The organism is Campylobacter concisus (genome assembly GCF_003048615.2).
Lineage (GTDB): Bacteria > Campylobacterota > Campylobacteria > Campylobacterales > Campylobacteraceae > Campylobacter_A > Campylobacter_A concisus_C.
This window is the reverse complement of record NZ_CP049263.1, coordinates 1,472,762-1,489,572: the sequence shown is the minus strand read 5'-3', so window position 1 is coordinate 1,489,572 and position 16,811 is coordinate 1,472,762. Positions and strand designations below refer to the sequence as shown.

The window sequence follows — 16,811 nt, the reverse complement described above, 5'->3', positions numbered from 1 at the left end:
GAATTATGGATGATATGAAAGAAATAATGGAAGACTTTTTAATAGAGGCTTTCGAACTTATTGAGCAGATAGACCATGACCTTGTCGAACTTGAGTCAAACCCTGAGGATTTAGAGCTTTTAAATAGAATTTTCCGCGTTGCTCACACAGTAAAAGGTAGCTCAAGTTTTTTAAATTTTGATGTTTTAACAGAGCTTACTCACCACATGGAAGATGTTTTGAACAAAGCTAGAAAAGGCGAACTAAAGATCACTCCAGACATTATGGACGTTGTTCTTGAGTCAGTTGATATGATGAAAGGACTACTAGAAAGTATTAGAGACAATGGTAGTGACTCGGCTGCTGGCATCGATATTAAAAATATTTGTGTAAGACTTACTCAAATTTCTGAAGGCGAAGCACCAAGCGCAGCCGCAGAAGCTCCAGCAGCACCATCGCCTGAGCCGGTAAAAGAGCCAGAACCTGTCGCACCAGCCGTAGAAGCAGCTCCTGAAGTAAGCGATGCCGAGCTTTCAAAGTTAAGTGACTCTGAGGTTGAAGCTGAGATAGAGAGACTCTTAAAAGTTAGAAAAGCAGAAGATCAAGCAAGACGTGCTTCAAAAGGCATAGCCCCAAAATCTCCTGAAGAGATAGCTCCAGCTGCAAGCGCTGCACCAGCACCTGCAGCGAAACCAGCTCCTAGTAGAGAAAGAGATGCAGATAAAAAAGTACCAGCAGCTAGTAGTAGCAGTGCAGTAGCACAAGAGCAAACGATACGTGTTGAAGTAAAAAGACTTGATCACTTGATGAATTTAATCGGTGAGCTTGTTCTTGGTAAAAACCGCTTATTAAAAATTTATGATGACGTAGAAGAGAGATATGAGGGCGAGAAATTCCTTGAGGAGCTAAATCAAGTAGTCTCAAGTCTAAGTCTAGTTACGACTGATATCCAGCTAGCTGTTATGAAGACAAGGATGCTTCCAATAGCTAAAGTCTTTAATAAATTTCCACGTATGATACGTGATCTTAGCCGCGACCTTGGTAAGCAAATAGATCTTGAAATTTCAGGTGAAGAGACGGAGCTTGATAAGTCAATCGTTGAAGAGATTGGTGATCCTCTAGTTCACATCATTAGAAACTCATGCGACCACGGTATTGAAGATCCTGAGACAAGAAAGGCAATGGGCAAACCTGAAAAAGGTCTTGTTCAGCTAAAAGCTTACAACGAGGGTAACCATATCGTTGTTGAGATAGTTGATGATGGTAAGGGCTTGGACGCTGATATGCTTAAAGCTAAGTCTATAGAAAAAGGCATCATCACTGAGCGAGAAGCTGATGCGATGAGTGAGAAAGAGGCATTTGGTCTTATATTTAGACCAGGATTTTCAACTGCTGCAAAGGTTACAAACGTATCTGGTCGTGGCGTTGGTATGGACGTTGTTAAGACAAACATTGAAAAACTAAATGGTATCATCGATATCGAGAGTGAAGTTGGAAAAGGTACAGTCATGAAGCTTAAAATTCCACTCACACTTGCGATTATTCAGTCACTTCTTGTTGGAACACAAGAGGAATTTTATGCGATACCACTTGCTAGCGTTCTTGAGACTGTTCGTGTGCCTATTGATGATATTTACACGATCGATGGCAAAAACGTTCTAAGACTAAGAGATGAGGTTTTATCTCTTGTTAGACTTTCAGATGTCTTTGGAGTTGAAAAAGTGTTTGATGGCGGTGATCATACTTATGTCGTTATCATCGGCGTTGCTGAAGCAAAACTAGGCATCATAGTAGATACTTTAGTTGGTCAAGAAGAGATCGTTATTAAGTCAATGGGTGATTATCTACAAAATATCCCAGGCATTGCTGGAGCTACCATTAGAGGCGATGGCCGTGTAACTCTTATTATAGACGTTGGTGCTATGATGGAGATGGCTAAAGATATAAAAGTAGATATTAGAGCCGAAATAGAAGATAGCACAAAAGCAAAGGAAAAGCCAAGTGATTATAAGGTCTTGATTGTTGATGACTCTAAAATGGATAGAACCATCATGCAAAAAGCACTTGAACCAACCGGAGTAACTATAATAGAAGCAACTAATGGTGTCGAGGCGTTAAATGTTATAAAATCTGGCGAGCATTCATTTGATGCAATTTTGATTGATATTGAGATGCCTAGGATGGATGGATATACACTTGCTGGTGAAATTCGCAAATACTCTAAATATCGCAATCTACCGCTTATTGCTGTTACGTCAAGGACGTCTAAAACAGATAGATTGCGTGGTGTAGAGGTTGGTATGACTGAATACATTACTAAACCGTATTCAGCAGAATACCTTGAAAACGTTGTTAGAAAAAATATAAAATTAGCTTAGGGGTAAGGGATGAACGATAAACTAAACCAGGTTTTAAGCAAACAAAAACAACAAATTGACGGACCTGAGTCAAAAAACAATGAAGATATAGTTCAATTAGTAGGCTTCGTTGTTGGCGAAGAAGAGTATGCGATACCTATTTTAAATATCCAAGAGATAATCAAACCTATTGAATACACCCGTGTTCCTAGCGTGCCTGACTATGTTCTTGGCGTCTTTAACCTACGTGGAAACGTTATCCCACTTATTGATTTGCGTAAGCGTTTTTCACTAAATGTTACAAAACAAAGCCCAAGTACAAGATATATCGTCATGAAAGATGAGGATAACATAGCAGGCTTCGTGATAGACCGCTTGACGGAGGCTATCAGAATAGACCGCAACAGGATTGATCCGCCGCCAGAGACTTTGGTAAAAGACAAAGGCATGATCTATGGTATCGGCAAACGCGATCAAAACATCCTTACGATTTTAAAGGTTGAAAGCCTTTTAAAGCGTGATTTTTAGGGCATAGTTTGATAAAACTTTGTGTTTTTGACTTTGACTCTACGATAATGGACGGCGAGACGATTGATATTCTCGCCGCCGCTAACAACGCCAGTAATGAGGTGGCTAGCATAACGAAGCGTTCGATGAACGGCGAACTTGATTTTTTTGAAAGTCTTACAGCAAGAGTAAAATTTTTAAAAGGAATGCCACTTTCAAAAGCAGATGAAATTTGTAAAAATTTACCCATCATGCCAGGAGCTAGCGAGCTTATAGTTGCTCTAAAGCAAAAAGGCATAAAGGTCGTGGTCTTTAGTGGCGGTTTTCATATCGCAACTGATAAGATGCAAGAAAAACTTAAATTTGATGCAAATTTTGCAAATATCTTGCACCACAAAGATGGAATTTTAACAGGTGAAGTTGGCGGAGAGATGATGTTTGGTAGCTCAAAAGGCGAAATGATAGATCGCTTAAAGGGACTATTAAATTTAGATAAAAGAGAGATCATGTGCGTTGGCGACGGAGCTAACGACGTGTCAATGTTTAGAAAATGTGATCTAAAAATTGCCTTTTGTGCGAAAGAAATTTTAAAAAAAGAGGCGACGCATTGCGTGGATGTCAAGGATCTGCGTGAAATTTTAAATTTTATAAGGTAAAAAAATGTATGACAATGAAGCTAAATTTTCTCTTTGGTGTGACTTTATAGAGAGAGATTTTTTACAAAACGAATTCAACTCTTTATTAGAAAAAGGCGTTATAAACGGAGCTACAAGCAACCCAGCTATCTTTAAAACAGCTTTTGCATCACCTGCTTACAAACAGATCATACAAAATAGCAACAAGCGTCATCCAAAAGATCTTTATGAAATTTTAGCGACCCAAGATATCAAGATCGCCGCATGTAAAATGCTAAAAAACTACGCAAATGGCGATGATGGCTTTGTTAGCATTGAGGTTGATCCAAATTTAAGTGGCGAAACAGCTGCGACGATAGAAGAGGGCATTAGGCTTCATAACCTTATCTCAATGCCAAATGTCATGATAAAAATTCCAGCCACAAAAGAGGGTTATGAAGCGATGAGTGCGCTTATGGCAAGAGGTATCAGCGTAAATGCGACGCTCATTTTCTCGCCAGATCAGGCTAAAAACTGCCTAGAGGCCTTTAAAGAGGGCAGCAAAGCTTATGCAAGCCGCTTTGTGGATACGACGATGCCAAAAGGTGTGATCAGCGTTTTTGTTAGTAGATTTGACAGAAAGCTTGATGAGACAATGTCTGCAAAGAGCCTACCAACAGGGCAGATCGGCATAATGAACGCTGCAAATATCTATCATATCATTGAGGACTTTGGCTTAGAAAACGTAAGGACACTTTTTGCAAGCACTGGCGTAAAAGGTGGTGGCTTAAGAGGGGATTATTACGTTAGGGAGCTAATGTATAAAAACTCTATAAACACAGCTCCGATAGATACGATAAAAGAATTTATAAAAGAAAAAGCTGAGGCAAAAAATGCCCCTAGCAAAGAGAATATCTCAAGCTTTTTTCACATTATAAAAAATAATGAGATCGATATAAATGCTACTTATAAAGAGCTTTTAAATGACGGCTTAAAGCAGTTTGTTGCAGCATTTGATGAGATTATGAAATCACTTTAATGACCAAAAAAGACCTAGACTCATATCTGTGCTCTTTGGTAGATAAAGGCGGCAGCGACCTTCATCTAAAGTCTGCAAGCCTTGTTTATGGTAGATTTAATGGTGAGATCATGCCGCTTAGTGAAGAAAATTTAGACCCAAGTGATGCGGTGGCTATCGCAAACGAGCTTTTGGGGGCTAAATTTGATGAGTTTATGGATAAAAAAGATATAGATTTTTCTTATAAACTAAATGATGAGTACTGCTTTCGTGTAAATATGTTTTTGCAGATAAATGGAATTTCTGCTGTCTTTCGTGTCACTCCAACAAAAATTCCAACCATAAAAGATCTAAATTTACCAAGCGTGATAGAAAAAATTTGCACAGAGACCACTCGTGGCATCATCCTGGTGACTGGCCCAACTGGAAGCGGCAAGACGACAACGCTTGCAAGCATGATAAATTTCATAAATCAGACAAAAAGATCACATATCGTGACTATCGAAGATCCGATTGAGTATGTATTTAACGACGATAAAAGTATAATCAACCAGCGCTCTATCGGGGCAGATGCGCTAAATTTCTCAGATGCGCTAAGGGCTTCACTTAGAGAAGATCCTGATATCATTTTGGTGGGCGAGATGAGAGATCTTGAGACGATTGAGACTGCCATTAGAGCTGCTGAGACTGGTCACTTGGTGCTTTCGACACTTCACACACTTGATGCAAAAGAGAGCGTAAATAGGATAGTAAATAGCTTCCCTCAAGGTGAGCGAGATAAGGTCAGCCTTATGTTCTCTTCAGTGCTTGCTTGCGTCATCTCACAAAGGCTAGTTAAGACGCTTTTTGGCACAAGACGCCCAGCAGTTGAGATCATGAGAAAAAATACCCGCATAAAAGAGCTCATATCTGAAGAGAAATTTGATGAGATCGATCTTGCCATAGCTGAGTCAAAAAATACTTACGGCATGCAAACTTTTGATCAGCACCTGCTTGAGCTTTATGAAAATAAGATAATTAGTGCCGAAGTAGCGCTTGACAATGCTAGCAACAGGGGCGACTTGCAGCTTAAGATAAAAAGCTCAAATGTAGCAGGTTTTAGCTTTGAAAATGGTGTAAATTTTGGCAAACCTCAAAGCAAACAAGATCAACCTGAAGTGATCGCACTTAAAGAAATTTAAATAAGCTTTATCTGAAATTTATAAAGCATTAGATAAAATCAGCACCTATTTTTTATGAAAGGAAAACGATGTTAGAAGGAATCGTTAGAGAGAGTATCGGTAAGAAGTCTGCGAAGGCTTTGAGAAGAGATGGTTATCTAATCGCCAACATTTATGGCAAGGGATTAGAGAATGTTGCAGCTGCTTTTAAAGTCAATGACTTTATCAAAGAAGCACGCAAAAAAGAGAGCCTTGCTTTTGATGTAAAAGTAGGCGGAAAAGTTTATAATGTCGTTATTGTTGATTACCAAAGAGATGTTGTTACAAGCGATCTTAAACACGTAGATCTAAAAGTAGCACTTCCAGGCGTTTTATCAAAATATATGATCCCAGTTAAGCCAGTTGGAACACCTATTGGTCTTAAAAATAAGGGCGTTTTGATCCAGTCAAAAAGACGTCTTTGCGTAAAATGCACGGCTGAAAATTTACCAAATTCATTTGACGTTGATGTAAGCAAACTTGACATTGATGATACGATTTTGGTTCGTGATATCACAGCTCCTAAAGGCGTTACAATCATTGACGCTGACCGTGTTGCGGTACTTGGAGTTATTAAAGCTAAATAAAAAGGGCTTTTGTGACACTAATAGCGGGGCTGGGCAATCCTGGCCCCAAATACGAAAATACTAGACACAACATAGGCTTTATGCTTATAGACCTCCTAAAAGACTCAAATTTCAAAGATGTTAGCTCAGCTAAATTTCAAGGTGAAGTTTTTAAATTTAACGACATTATCTTGCTAAAACCAACAACCTTTATGAACCTCTCAGGTCAAAGTGTAAAGGCGGTAAAAGACTTTTATAAACCAGATAGGATCATCGTCATCCACGACGATCTTGATCTTAGTTTTGGCGCGGTTAAATTTAAAAAAGGCGGCAGTAGCGGCGGACATAACGGCATAAAATCGATCGATAATATAATAGGCAACGACTACGAAAGGGTGCGTGTTGGTATCGGACATGAGGGCGATGCTAAAAATTTTGTCCTTGGCGAGTTTAGTGACGAGGAGAAAAAGGCTTTAGATGAAATTTTAGCCTATACAAAAAATGCGGTTTGCGAGCTGCTAAAGAGCGACATCAACGAAATTTCACAAAAATTTACGGTAAAAAAAGGTCTTATCAAATGAAACTATACGCCAGATACGTTGGCTGGGTCTATATAAAATCTTTTCTTATCGTATTTTTAGCGCTTGAGCTATTTTATGTTGGCATTGATCTGCTTACAAATTTAAAAGATCTGCCGCCATCTGCTAACCTTCAGCTACTCTATGTTGGCCTTACTGCACTAAGTGCCATTAGCTACGTTTTGCCACTTTCACTCATTTTTGCGCTAATAATTTTACATGTAAATATGGTTCGCTCAAACGAGCTAATCAGCTTTTATGCTCTTGGCATCAGTAAAAACAAGCTCATTTTGCCGCCATTTCTCATCGCACTTTTTGTGACGATTTTTTACGTTGGGCTAAATTTTACGCCATTTGCTTATGCGCATGACTATCAAAAAAGTATCACAAAAAATACCGCTTTTTCAAAAAGCACAAACGACTCATTTTTGAAGTTTGAAGGCAAATTTATCTATATAAAAGAGCTAAACTCAGCCAAGCAAAGGGCAAATGACGTGAGAATTTTTGACATTAATGGCACTGACTTGCTCTCGACAACCTTTGCCGACCACGCTAAATTTAAAGACAATGAGTGGATTTTAGAGGATGTAAATCAGACCTTTTTGCCTCAAACCTTAGAGCTTGGCGAAAATGGTTTTAATAAGGTAAAAAGCGAAAATTTAGATGCGTTAAGAGGCTTTAAGCCAAAGAGCATTGAGAGTGCTGCAAGCGTTGAAAACTCTAAATTTAACATACCTGATGCGATAAATTTTATAAAGACATTTAAAAACGAAGGCATTGGACTTGACAGCGCAAAAACTGCCTTTTATAACCTCGCCATCACGCCATTTTTTGCGCCATTTTTATTGCTTATTTTCTACTATCATTTGCCAGTGACTGGCAGGTTTTTTAACCTCGCACTCTCAACATTTATCTTTGTTGTGATAACACTCGTAGTTTGGGGGCTTCTCTTTATCTTAATCAAATTTGCTCAAACCTCAGTCATATTGCCAGAGATCGGCATGGTTCTCCCTGTTATTTTGCTTTTTGCATACGCCATTTATCTCATAAAATCGCATCGTTAAGCCAAATTTTGGCAACTTTTTTGTAAAATCAAGCCATTTTAAAAAAGGCTATTTTATGGATTTTAAAGAGCTTGCAAGCAAATACAAAACCCCACTTTACGTTTATGATTTTAACTACATTAAAGAGCGCTACGAGGCGCTAAAAAACGCATTTTACGCTAGAAAATCTCTGGTTTGCTACGCTGTAAAAGCAAACTCAAATTTAAGCGTTTTAAAATTTCTGGCTGATCTTGGAGCTGGATTTGACTGCGTGAGCATCGGCGAGGTCAAAAGAGCGCTTTTGGCAGGAGCTAAGAGATATCAGATCATCTTTAGCGGCGTTGGCAAGAGCGATGAAGAGCTAAAAGAGGCTTTAGAAAATGAAATTTTGCTGATAAATGTCGAGAGCTTTGCCGAACTTTTAAGGCTTGAAGAGATAGCAAAAGGGTTAAATTTAAAGGCAAGGATTAGCATCAGGGTAAATCCAGGCGTCGATGCAAAAACTCACCCATATATCTCGACAGGGCTAAATGAAAACAAATTTGGCGTCGATGCACAGACAGCTAAAAAGATGTATATCCACGCTAAAGCATCAGAGTTTCTTGAGCCAACTGGCATACACTTTCACATCGGCTCGCAGCTAACTTCACTAAGCCCGATAATAGACGCTGCAAAGATCGTAAGTGAGCTTTTAAGAGAGCTAAGAGCGCTTGAGATCGATATCAAATTTTTTGACGTTGGCGGCGGACTTGGCATCATCTACAACGATGAAAAAGAGATAAATTTATACGACTACGCACAAGGAATTTTAGGCGCACTAAAGGGTCAAGATGTGACCATCGTTTGCGAGCCAGGACGCTTCATCGTGGGCAATGCTGGCTACTTTGTCGCAAGCGTTTTATATGAGAAATTTAATGGCAAAAAGAGATTTGTCATCACTGATGGCGCGATGAATGATCTTATAAGACCAAGCCTTTATGGCGCGCATCACAAAATTTTTGTTTATGGCAAGGATGAAAATTTAGGCACTTGCGATGTGGTCGGTCCAGTTTGTGAAAGCGGCGACTTTTTAGCAAAAGATATAGAGCTACCAGAGTGTGAAAGTGGCGATATCATCGTAGTTAAAGGGGCTGGAGCTTATGGTTTTAGCATGAGCTCAAACTACAACACAAGAAACAGAGCCGCTGAAGTTTGCGTTCTTGATGGCAAAGATAGGCTGATAAGAAGACGAGAGAGCTTTGAGGATGTCGTGGCACCTGAGATTGAGTTTTTGGAGAGTGCTGATGCAAGAGCTAAATGAGCTTAGAAAAGAGATCGATAGCATCGATGATCTCATCTTAAATAAACTAAATGAAAGAATGAAGCTTGTCGAGCAGATCGGCAAGCTAAAGCAAACGACTGGGACGCCCATATATCGTCCTGAGCGCGAGCGAGCTATCATAAACCGCTTAACTAGCCTTAGTAAAGATAAAGCCTTAAATAAGGCTGCTATCGAGGCTATTTATCTTGAAATTTTTGCTGTTAGTAGAAATTTAGAGATGCCTCAAAAGATCGTCTATCTAGGGCCTGAGGGCACTTATACGCATCAAGCGGCGCAAAGTAGATTTGGCGCGATGAGCGCGTATTTACCACTTGCTACGATCGAGGCAGTTTTTACGAAGCTAGCTCAAAAAGAGGCAAAATATGGCGTTGTGCCTATCGAAAACAACACTGAAGGCGCTGTTGGAGCTACGCTTGATTGTTTGAGTAAATTTGATGATATAAAGATAGTGGCAGAGCTCTACGTAGATATCCACCACAGCTTTGTTAGCATAAATGAAAATTTAAAAGAGATAAAGCGAATTTACTCGCATCCGCAAGGCTACAACCAATGCCGTAAATTTTTAGAAGATCATATGCTAAATGAGGTCGAATTTGTCCCAGCCAAATCAACCGCAGCAGCCGCATATATGGCATCTATGGATAGAGAATCAGCCGCCATTTGCTCAAAAATTGCAGCTAAAATTTACAACGTGCCAATCGTCTATGAGACTATTGAAGATAATATGGCAAATAGAACGAGATTTCTCATTCTTAGTGATTTTAAAAACGCCAAGGTTGAAAACTCAAAAACTTCGATCCTAGCAAAGACTGATCACAGTCCAGGACGCCTTGCTGATCTGCTTTCTATCTTTAAAAATGAAAATATCAATATCACAAAACTTGAGTCACGTCCTATAAAGCAGCGTGAATTTAAGTCAATTTTTTACCTTGACTTTGAAGGGCATATCGACGATGAGAAGGTGCAAAACGCCTTTGAGCTCGCAAAAGAGAGCGGCGCTGAGATAACGTGGCTTGGAAGCTATTTAAACGGAGATGAGTAATGAAATTTAATGACTTTTTAGATGATCTAGTAAATTACGAGGCTGGAAAGCCGATCGAGCTTGTAGTTAGAGAGTTTGGCATCGATGCAAAAGATGTGATAAAACTAGCGAGCAATGAAAACCCTTTTGGCACTAGCAAACGCGTAGAAGAGGCGCTAAAAGAGGTCGCTAAAAACGCACATCTCTATCCAGACGATAGCTACTTTGAGCTAAAAGAGGGACTGGCTAAGAAATTTGGCGTAACTAGCAAAAATTTAATCATCGGCTCTGGAAGTGACCAGATCATAGAGTTTGCACTTCACGCAAAGGCAAACAAACAAAGTGGCGTTTTGATGGCTGGCGTGACATTTGCGATGTATGAAATTTATGCAAAACAAACAGGGGCTAAAATTTACCGCACAAAGAGCGTGGAGCATAATTTGAGTGAGTTTTTAGAAATTTATAACGCACATAAAGATGAAATTTCTGTCATATTTCTTTGCTTGCCAAACAACCCTTTGGGCGAATGCATCGATGCCGATGAAGTCTATAAATTTATAAAAAACATTGATGAAAACACGCTTGTGGTGCTTGATTGTGCTTACAACGAATTCGCTAAATTTAAAGATAGCAAAAAAGAGATAAAGCCAAGCGAGGTGGTGAAATTTAAAAATGCCATCTATCTTGGCACTTTCTCAAAGGCCTACGCACTTGGTGGCATGCGCGTGGGATACGGCGTGGCAAATGAAGAGATCATAGGCGCTCTTTCAAAGCTAAGAGCTCCATTTAACATCACAACTCCAAGCCTAAGAGCTGCGATAGTAGCACTTGATGATGATGAGTTTGTGCAAAAAACCATGCAAAACAACTTCGAGCAGATGAAGAGATATGAGGAATTTGCAGAGCAAAATGGCATCGAGTTTATCCCAAGCTACACAAATTTCATCACATTTAAATTTAACGAGTCAAAATCAAGCCAGATATGCGAAAAGATGCTAAAAAAAGGTATAATTTTACGAGATTTAAAAAGCTACGCCTTAAATGCGGTGAGAATCACCATCGGTCAGGCATGGCAAAACGATAGAGTTTTTGAAGAGTTAGAGCAAATTTTAAAGTAGGGATATGGATTTTAAGGCATTACTTCATCAAATAAGTCAAATTTATCAAAAGCTTTCATTAAAACAAAAGATCGTCGCAGGCAGCTCGATCGTTTTGGTTGTGGCTTTTTTGGTATTTTTAACGCTTTACAAAAGCAAAAGTGATAGCTTTGCAGGATATAGCGTCCTTTTTGAAAACATCAGCCCAAGCGACTCAGCCTTAATAGTCGATCAGCTAAACAAAGATGGCATCAAGTATAAACTAGCAAATGAAGGCACGATCCTTGTGCCAATAAGTGATGTATATAAAGAGCGTATCGCTGTTGCAACGCTTGGTATACCAAAAGAGAGCAAGATCGGTTTTGAAATTTTTGACAAGCAAGAATTTGGCGCAACGGACGCCGAGCAGAGAGTTAAATTCCAAAGAGCGCTTGAGGGTGAGCTAGCTAGAACAATCGAGAGCCTCTCATCTATACAAAAAGCAACCGTAAGAATAGCCATACCAAAAGAGAGTGTCTTTACCGAGCGCCAGTCGCTGCCAACGGCCTCGATCGTGGTTGAGCTAAAGCCAGGCGTTAGTCTAAATGCGAAGCAAATTTTTGGCATTAAAAACTTAGTCGCCGCCTCTGTTACAAATTTAAGCACAGAAAATGTCAAGATCGTCAATCAAGATGGCGTCGCACTTGGCGATGAAGACGGAGAGTTTGATAGTGATGCCATAGCTCAGCAGATTCGCTATAAGCGCGAGTTTGAAAATAATTACGAGCAAAAGATCGTAAATGTCCTAGCTCCTATCGTGGGCGGGGCAGATAAGGTCGTAGCAAAGGTAAATATCGACTTTGACTTTGATAAAAAAGATACAAAAAGCGAGGTTTATGACCCAAATAACGTTGTAAGAAGCGAGAGCAACATCGAAGAAAAGCGTCAAGGCTCAGCTCCAAATGAAGTGGGCGGCGTACCAGGTGCAGTTAGCAACATAGGCCCTGTTCAAGGTCTTGATGATAGCACTTTAAAAGAGCAGTACAATAAAAGCTCACAGCAGACAAACTACGAAATTTCAAAGAAAGTGACAAATGTCAAAGGGCAGTTTGCTAGCATAAACAGAGTGAGCGCAGCTGTCGTTATAGATGGCATTTATAAAAGTAAAAAAGATAGTGATGGCAAACCAACTGGCGAGCTTGAATTTAACCCGCTTACCAAAGAGCAAAGAGAATCAATCACAAATTTAATCAAACAATCAATCGGCTACAATCAAAATAGAGGCGATGAGGTAAGCTTGGATAACTTCGAGTTTAAAACACATAAAGACGTAAGTGCTAGCGAAAAAATGGATAGCTTTATGAATAGCTATGTGGTGCCTTTCTTGCCGATATTTAAGTATCTTTTTGCAGCATTATTGCTTTACATCTTTTACAAAAAAGTTATCGTACCATTTATGCAAAAGATGCTTGAGGAGACAAAAGAGGAAGAAGAACAAGTTCAGAATGAGTTTGAAGATATCGAGACTGATGCTGAAGATACACTTGAGAAATTTAAAGCTGCTCGCAAGAAAGTCGAGGAGCAGCTTGGTCTTGGTGGTGAATTTAATGAAGACGAGCTAAAATACGACGTATTGCTAGAAAAAATGAGAACGGTTATCTCTGAACGTAGTGAAGAGATTGCGGCATTACTTCAAGATATGGTTAAAAATGATAATGACTTTAACATGCGCAAGGAAATTTAATGTCGATGAAGTTAAATGATAAGCAAAAGATGATCTACGATGATCTATCAATGCCTGAAAAGATTGCTATTTTATTAATTCAACTTGGCGAAGAGGCGACAGCTGTTATATTTTCTCATATGGATGTTGATGTTATCACTGAAATTTCAGGCTACATAGCGACTGCAAAAAATATAGATAAACAAGTTGCAGGCGCAGTACTTGAAGAATTTTACGCTCTCATGCAGTCAAATCAATATATGAGAAGTGGTGGCTTAGAGTATGCAAAAGAAATTTTATACCGCACATTTGGTCCAGAGGCTGCGCAGAAAATTTTAGACAAGCTTGCAAAAAGCATGGAAAACTCAAAAAGCTTTGGCTATCTTGATAAGATAAAGCCGCAGCAACTCGCAGACTTCATCGTAAAAGAGCACCCTCAAACTATCGCGCTAATCCTTGCTCATATGGATTCAAGTAGTGCTGCTGAGACACTAAGCTTTTTTTCAGATGAGCTAAGAAGCGAGGTAGTGATCAGGATGGCAAATCTTGGCGATATTAGCCCATCAGTGATTAAGCGTGTCTCAACCGTGCTTGAGGGTAAACTTGAAAGCCTTACATCTTACAAGGTCGAGGTTGGTGGTCCAAGAGCTGTGGCAGAAGTGCTTAACAGACTTGGTCAAAAAGCTAGCAAAAGCACGATCGAGCGCATCGAGCAAAGCGACGATAAGCTTGCTACAACGATCAAAGAGCTTATGTTTACCTTTGAAGATATTATCAATCTTAACGCAACTGCGATTAGAGAAATTCTCAAAAATGTCGATAAAAAGGACCTTATGGTTGCATTTAAGGGCTCAAGCGATGGCATTAAGGATAAATTTTTATCAAATATGTCTCAGCGTGCAGCCGAAGCCTTTAAAGAGGAGATGCAATACCTTGGTGCCGTGCGTGTAAAAGATGTTGAAGAGGCTCAAAGACGCATTGTAGAAGTAGTACAAACCTTAGCCGATCAAGGCGTTTTCCAAGTTGGCGAAGCAGATGAGATGATAGAATGAAAAGTAGCGTAATAACAAGTGAGACCTCGCCAGCTCATTTTATAGAAAATTATAGATTTAAGGTGCTTGGGAGCAATGAAAGAGCCCAAGATAGCGCACCTGTTTTGATAGAAGAGAACAACCTTAGTGAAGAGCTAAATGAGCAAAATTTAGAGCAAGGTGGTGAAAATTTCACGCCGCAAAACCAGCCAGTTCACCAAATGCAACCAAACATGCAAAATCACTTTGCACCTCAGCCTCAAAACAGCCAAGCTCACCAGCCTGGATTTGACTCGAGTTTTGTCGAGGAGCTACTTAAAAAGACAGATGAGCTAAGCAGCAACATCATCAAACTTCAAATGCAAATAGAAAATCAAGAGAGCGAATTTGCAAAGCGACTTGAAGCGGAGATCGCCCGCGCAAAAGAGGATGGCAAAAACGAAGGCATCGCTCAAACAAATGCCACAAACGAGGCAAAGATAAAGGAGCTTGAGGCTAAATTTAGCGCTTCAGCCGCAAAGCTTGACGAGCAGTACGCTAAATTTGATGAGTTTTTGAAAAAGAGCGAGGACGAGCTTGGACAAACTGCGATAAAGATCGCAAAAGAGGTGATAGAAAAAGAGGTATCAAGCGCATCTAGCCAGATCGCTCACCACCTAGCAAATTCGCTTATAAAAGAGCTAAGCGACGTAAAAAATATAGAAATTCGCGTAAATCCAGAAGATAGCGACTATTTAAAAGAGCAATTTAGCAAAAATGAACGCGTAAAAGTAAGCGCTGATGATGCCATAAGCAAAGGTGGCGTGGTGATAATAAGCGAGGGCGGAAACATCGATGCGACGATGCAAACAAGGCTTGAAAAGCTAAAAATGCTGGTAAATAATGAATAAAGACGTTAAAAGCCTAAATGTCGATGAGCTAAACGCGCTTTGCCACGACATCAGGGATAAAATTCTATCCACCGTTAGCAAAAATGGCGGACATCTTAGCTCAAACATCGGTGCAGTCGAGATCATCGTTGCGATTCATAAAATTTTTGACGTTACAAAAGATCCGTTTATCTTTGACGTGAGCCACCAAAGCTACGCGCATAAGCTACTAACTGGGCGCTGGGACAACTTTGATACACTTAGAAAATTTAACGGCATCAGCGGCTACACAAAGCCAAGCGAGAGTAAATTTGACTACTTTGTAGCAGGCCATAGCTCAACGTCCATATCGCTTGCAGTTGGCGCTGCAAAGGCGATCAAACTAAAAAATGAAGAGCGCTTGCCAGTAGCTGTCATAGGCGACGGCTCGCTAAGTGGCGGCATGGCATACGAGGCGCTAAATGAGCTTGGGGATAGAAAATATCCTTGCGTCATTATCCTAAACGACAACGAAATGAGCATAAGTAAGCCAATAGGCGCACTTAGCAAGTATCTAAGCCAGATGATGGCTGGGCAGTTTTATCAAAAATTTAAAGGCAGGGTCGAGCGCTTTTTAAGCTACATGCCAGACTCCGCAGCTTATATGGCTAGACGCATGGAGGAGGGCATCAGGCTCATCACTCCTGGCATGTTTTTTGAAGAGCTTGGACTTGAGTACATAGGCCCAGTCGATGGACACGACCTCTCAGCGCTTCTTAGCACATTTGAAACTGCCAAAAACATGAAAAAACCAGTCATCGTGCACGTGCAGACGCTAAAGGGCAAAGGGTATGAATTTGCCGAGGGTTACTATGAAAATTGGCACGGAGTTGGACCATTTGATCTAAAAAGTGGCGAATTTATCAAAAGACAGTCAAACAAGTCAGCCACGGCGATCTTTAGCGAGCAGCTTTTAAAGATGGCAAGAGAGCACAGCGACATTGTTGGCGTAACGGCTGCGATGCCAACAGGCACTGGCATGGACGTGCTCATACATGAGTTTCCAGACCGCTTTTGGGACGTGGCGATAGCCGAGCAGCACGCAGTTACCTCAATGTCAGCCATGGCAAAAGAGGGCTTTAAGCCATTTGTCGCGATATACTCGACTTTTATGCAAAGAGCCTACGATCAGGTCATTCACGACGCTTCTATCTTAAATTTAAACATCACATTTGCGATGGATAGAGCAGGCATCGTGGGCGAGGACGGCGAAACGCATCAGGGCGCTTTTGACATTAGCTTCTTAAACGCTGTGCCAAACATGGTTCTTTTTGCTCCAAGGTGCGAAGAGAGCATGAAAAATGTTATGGAATTTGCCTACTCTTACAAGGGTGTTAGTGCGTTTAGATATCCGCGTGGGGCGTTTATCTTAAGAGATGAGTTTAAGGCTAAACCGTTAGAGTTTGGCAAGGGTGAAATTTTGGCTGACACAAAGAGTGAGACCGCATTTTTAGGCTATGGCAACGGCGTTGGCAAGGCAAATTTGGTTAGAAATTTACTAGCTGGCAAGCTTGAAGCTATCCTTGTTGATCTAGTCTTTGTAAAGCCGCTTGATAGAGAGCTTTTATGTGAGCTAGCAAAACGCACTAAAAAGTGGTATATCTTTAGTGATAGCGCTAAAAAAGGCGGCGTTGGCGAGATCGTAAGTGCCTTTTTACAAGAAAATGGCATCTCAAATGTAAGCGTTATTAGCTTTGAATATGATGATAAATTTATCCAGCATGGCTCGACAGCTGAGGTTGAAAAGAGTCTTGGCATAAGCGCTGAGCAAATTACCCAAAAATTACTAGAGAATAATTAATATCATTTAATAAAGAAACGTTTAATATTACTTTTGCTAGCATAAAGCAAAAATTTGTATAGGGGAAAA

15 protein-coding genes are annotated in these 16,811 nt (G+C 40.2%); all 15 read left to right on the top strand.

The features are described 5' to 3' along the window. Positions 1–5 precede the first annotated feature (5 nt). Entirely contained in the window at positions 6–2,357 is a 2,352-nt protein-coding gene (locus CVS89_RS07505; RefSeq protein WP_107847580.1) for a hybrid sensor histidine kinase/response regulator, read from the top strand. 9 nt (positions 2,358–2,366) lie between these two features. Beyond that, entirely contained in the window at positions 2,367–2,864 is a 498-nt protein-coding gene (locus CVS89_RS07500) for a chemotaxis protein CheW (RefSeq protein WP_021085973.1), read from the top strand. 8 nt (positions 2,865–2,872) lie between these two features. Continuing rightward, entirely contained in the window at positions 2,873–3,499 is a 627-nt protein-coding gene (gene serB, locus CVS89_RS07495; protein ID WP_103611374.1) for a phosphoserine phosphatase SerB, read from the top strand. A gap of 4 nt (positions 3,500–3,503) precedes the next feature. Continuing rightward, a complete protein-coding gene (locus CVS89_RS07490) occupies positions 3,504–4,496 on the top strand; it encodes a transaldolase (RefSeq protein ID WP_021083637.1) in 993 nt (330 codons plus the stop codon). After that, positions 4,496–5,656, top strand: coding sequence for a type IV pilus twitching motility protein PilT (locus tag CVS89_RS07485; RefSeq protein WP_103598339.1), 1,161 nt, complete (start codon positions 4,496–4,498; stop codon positions 5,654–5,656). Before CVS89_RS07490 ends, CVS89_RS07485 begins: the two co-directional genes overlap by 1 nt. A gap of 68 nt (positions 5,657–5,724) precedes the next feature. Further along, positions 5,725–6,261: a 50S ribosomal protein L25/general stress protein Ctc gene (locus CVS89_RS07480; RefSeq protein ID WP_002939542.1), complete on the top strand. Its 537-nt coding sequence runs from the start codon at positions 5,725–5,727 to the stop codon at positions 6,259–6,261. Positions 6,262–6,272: 11 nt separating this feature from the next. Beyond that, complete coding sequence (pth, locus tag CVS89_RS07475) at positions 6,273–6,821, top strand: aminoacyl-tRNA hydrolase (protein WP_103648093.1); 549 nt, start codon at positions 6,273–6,275, stop codon at positions 6,819–6,821. After that, positions 6,818–7,882 carry an LptF/LptG family permease gene (locus tag CVS89_RS07470; RefSeq protein WP_107847582.1) on the top strand — a complete coding sequence of 355 codons (1,065 nt, stop codon included), beginning with the start codon at positions 6,818–6,820 and terminating at the stop codon, positions 7,880–7,882. The genes pth and CVS89_RS07470 overlap by 4 nt, the downstream gene beginning before the upstream one ends. A 55-nt stretch (positions 7,883–7,937) precedes the next feature. Beyond that, entirely contained in the window at positions 7,938–9,161 is a 1,224-nt protein-coding gene (gene lysA, locus CVS89_RS07465) for a diaminopimelate decarboxylase (RefSeq protein ID WP_107847584.1), read from the top strand. After that, the gene (pheA, locus tag CVS89_RS07460) at positions 9,145–10,224 is read left to right on the top strand and encodes a prephenate dehydratase (RefSeq protein WP_021089638.1); all 1,080 of its coding nucleotides are present in this window, start codon (positions 9,145–9,147) and stop codon (positions 10,222–10,224) included. The genes lysA and pheA overlap by 17 nt, the downstream gene beginning before the upstream one ends. Next, positions 10,224–11,321, top strand: a complete 1,098-nt coding sequence (gene hisC, locus CVS89_RS07455; RefSeq protein WP_107847586.1) for a histidinol-phosphate transaminase — start codon at positions 10,224–10,226, stop codon at positions 11,319–11,321. The genes pheA and hisC overlap by 1 nt, the downstream gene beginning before the upstream one ends. 4 nt (positions 11,322–11,325) lie before the next feature. Continuing rightward, a complete protein-coding gene (fliF, locus tag CVS89_RS07450) occupies positions 11,326–13,023 on the top strand; it encodes a flagellar basal-body MS-ring/collar protein FliF (protein ID WP_107847588.1) in 1,698 nt (565 codons plus the stop codon). Beyond that, on the top strand, positions 13,023–14,054 hold the full coding sequence (fliG, locus tag CVS89_RS07445) for a flagellar motor switch protein FliG (RefSeq protein WP_002939877.1): 1,032 nt from the start codon (positions 13,023–13,025) through the stop codon (positions 14,052–14,054). Before fliF ends, fliG begins: the two co-directional genes overlap by 1 nt. Then, positions 14,051–14,923 carry a flagellar assembly protein FliH gene (gene fliH, locus CVS89_RS07440; protein ID WP_107847590.1) on the top strand — a complete coding sequence of 291 codons (873 nt, stop codon included), beginning with the start codon at positions 14,051–14,053 and terminating at the stop codon, positions 14,921–14,923. The genes fliG and fliH overlap by 4 nt, the downstream gene beginning before the upstream one ends. After that, on the top strand, positions 14,916–16,742 hold the full coding sequence (dxs, locus tag CVS89_RS07435) for a 1-deoxy-D-xylulose-5-phosphate synthase (RefSeq protein WP_107847592.1): 1,827 nt from the start codon (positions 14,916–14,918) through the stop codon (positions 16,740–16,742). Before fliH ends, dxs begins: the two co-directional genes overlap by 8 nt. Positions 16,743–16,811: the final 69 nt, after the last annotated feature.

Coding starts and splice junctions, on each gene's coding strand:
- CVS89_RS07505 (WP_107847580.1), top strand. CDS start 6: ATGGATGATATGAAAGAAATAATGGAAGACTTTTTAATAGAGGCTTTC.
- CVS89_RS07500 (WP_021085973.1), top strand. CDS start 2,367: ATGAACGATAAACTAAACCAGGTTTTAAGCAAACAAAAACAACAAATT.
- CVS89_RS07490 (WP_021083637.1), top strand. CDS start 3,504: ATGTATGACAATGAAGCTAAATTTTCTCTTTGGTGTGACTTTATAGAG.
- CVS89_RS07485 (WP_103598339.1), top strand. CDS start 4,496: ATGACCAAAAAAGACCTAGACTCATATCTGTGCTCTTTGGTAGATAAA.
- CVS89_RS07480 (WP_002939542.1), top strand. CDS start 5,725: ATGTTAGAAGGAATCGTTAGAGAGAGTATCGGTAAGAAGTCTGCGAAG.
- CVS89_RS07470 (WP_107847582.1), top strand. CDS start 6,818: ATGAAACTATACGCCAGATACGTTGGCTGGGTCTATATAAAATCTTTT.
- lysA (WP_107847584.1), top strand. CDS start 7,938: ATGGATTTTAAAGAGCTTGCAAGCAAATACAAAACCCCACTTTACGTT.
- pheA (WP_021089638.1), top strand. CDS start 9,145: ATGCAAGAGCTAAATGAGCTTAGAAAAGAGATCGATAGCATCGATGAT.
- hisC (WP_107847586.1), top strand. CDS start 10,224: ATGAAATTTAATGACTTTTTAGATGATCTAGTAAATTACGAGGCTGGA.
- fliF (WP_107847588.1), top strand. CDS start 11,326: ATGGATTTTAAGGCATTACTTCATCAAATAAGTCAAATTTATCAAAAG.
- fliG (WP_002939877.1), top strand. CDS start 13,023: ATGTCGATGAAGTTAAATGATAAGCAAAAGATGATCTACGATGATCTA.
- fliH (WP_107847590.1), top strand. CDS start 14,051: ATGAAAAGTAGCGTAATAACAAGTGAGACCTCGCCAGCTCATTTTATA.
- dxs (WP_107847592.1), top strand. CDS start 14,916: ATGAATAAAGACGTTAAAAGCCTAAATGTCGATGAGCTAAACGCGCTT.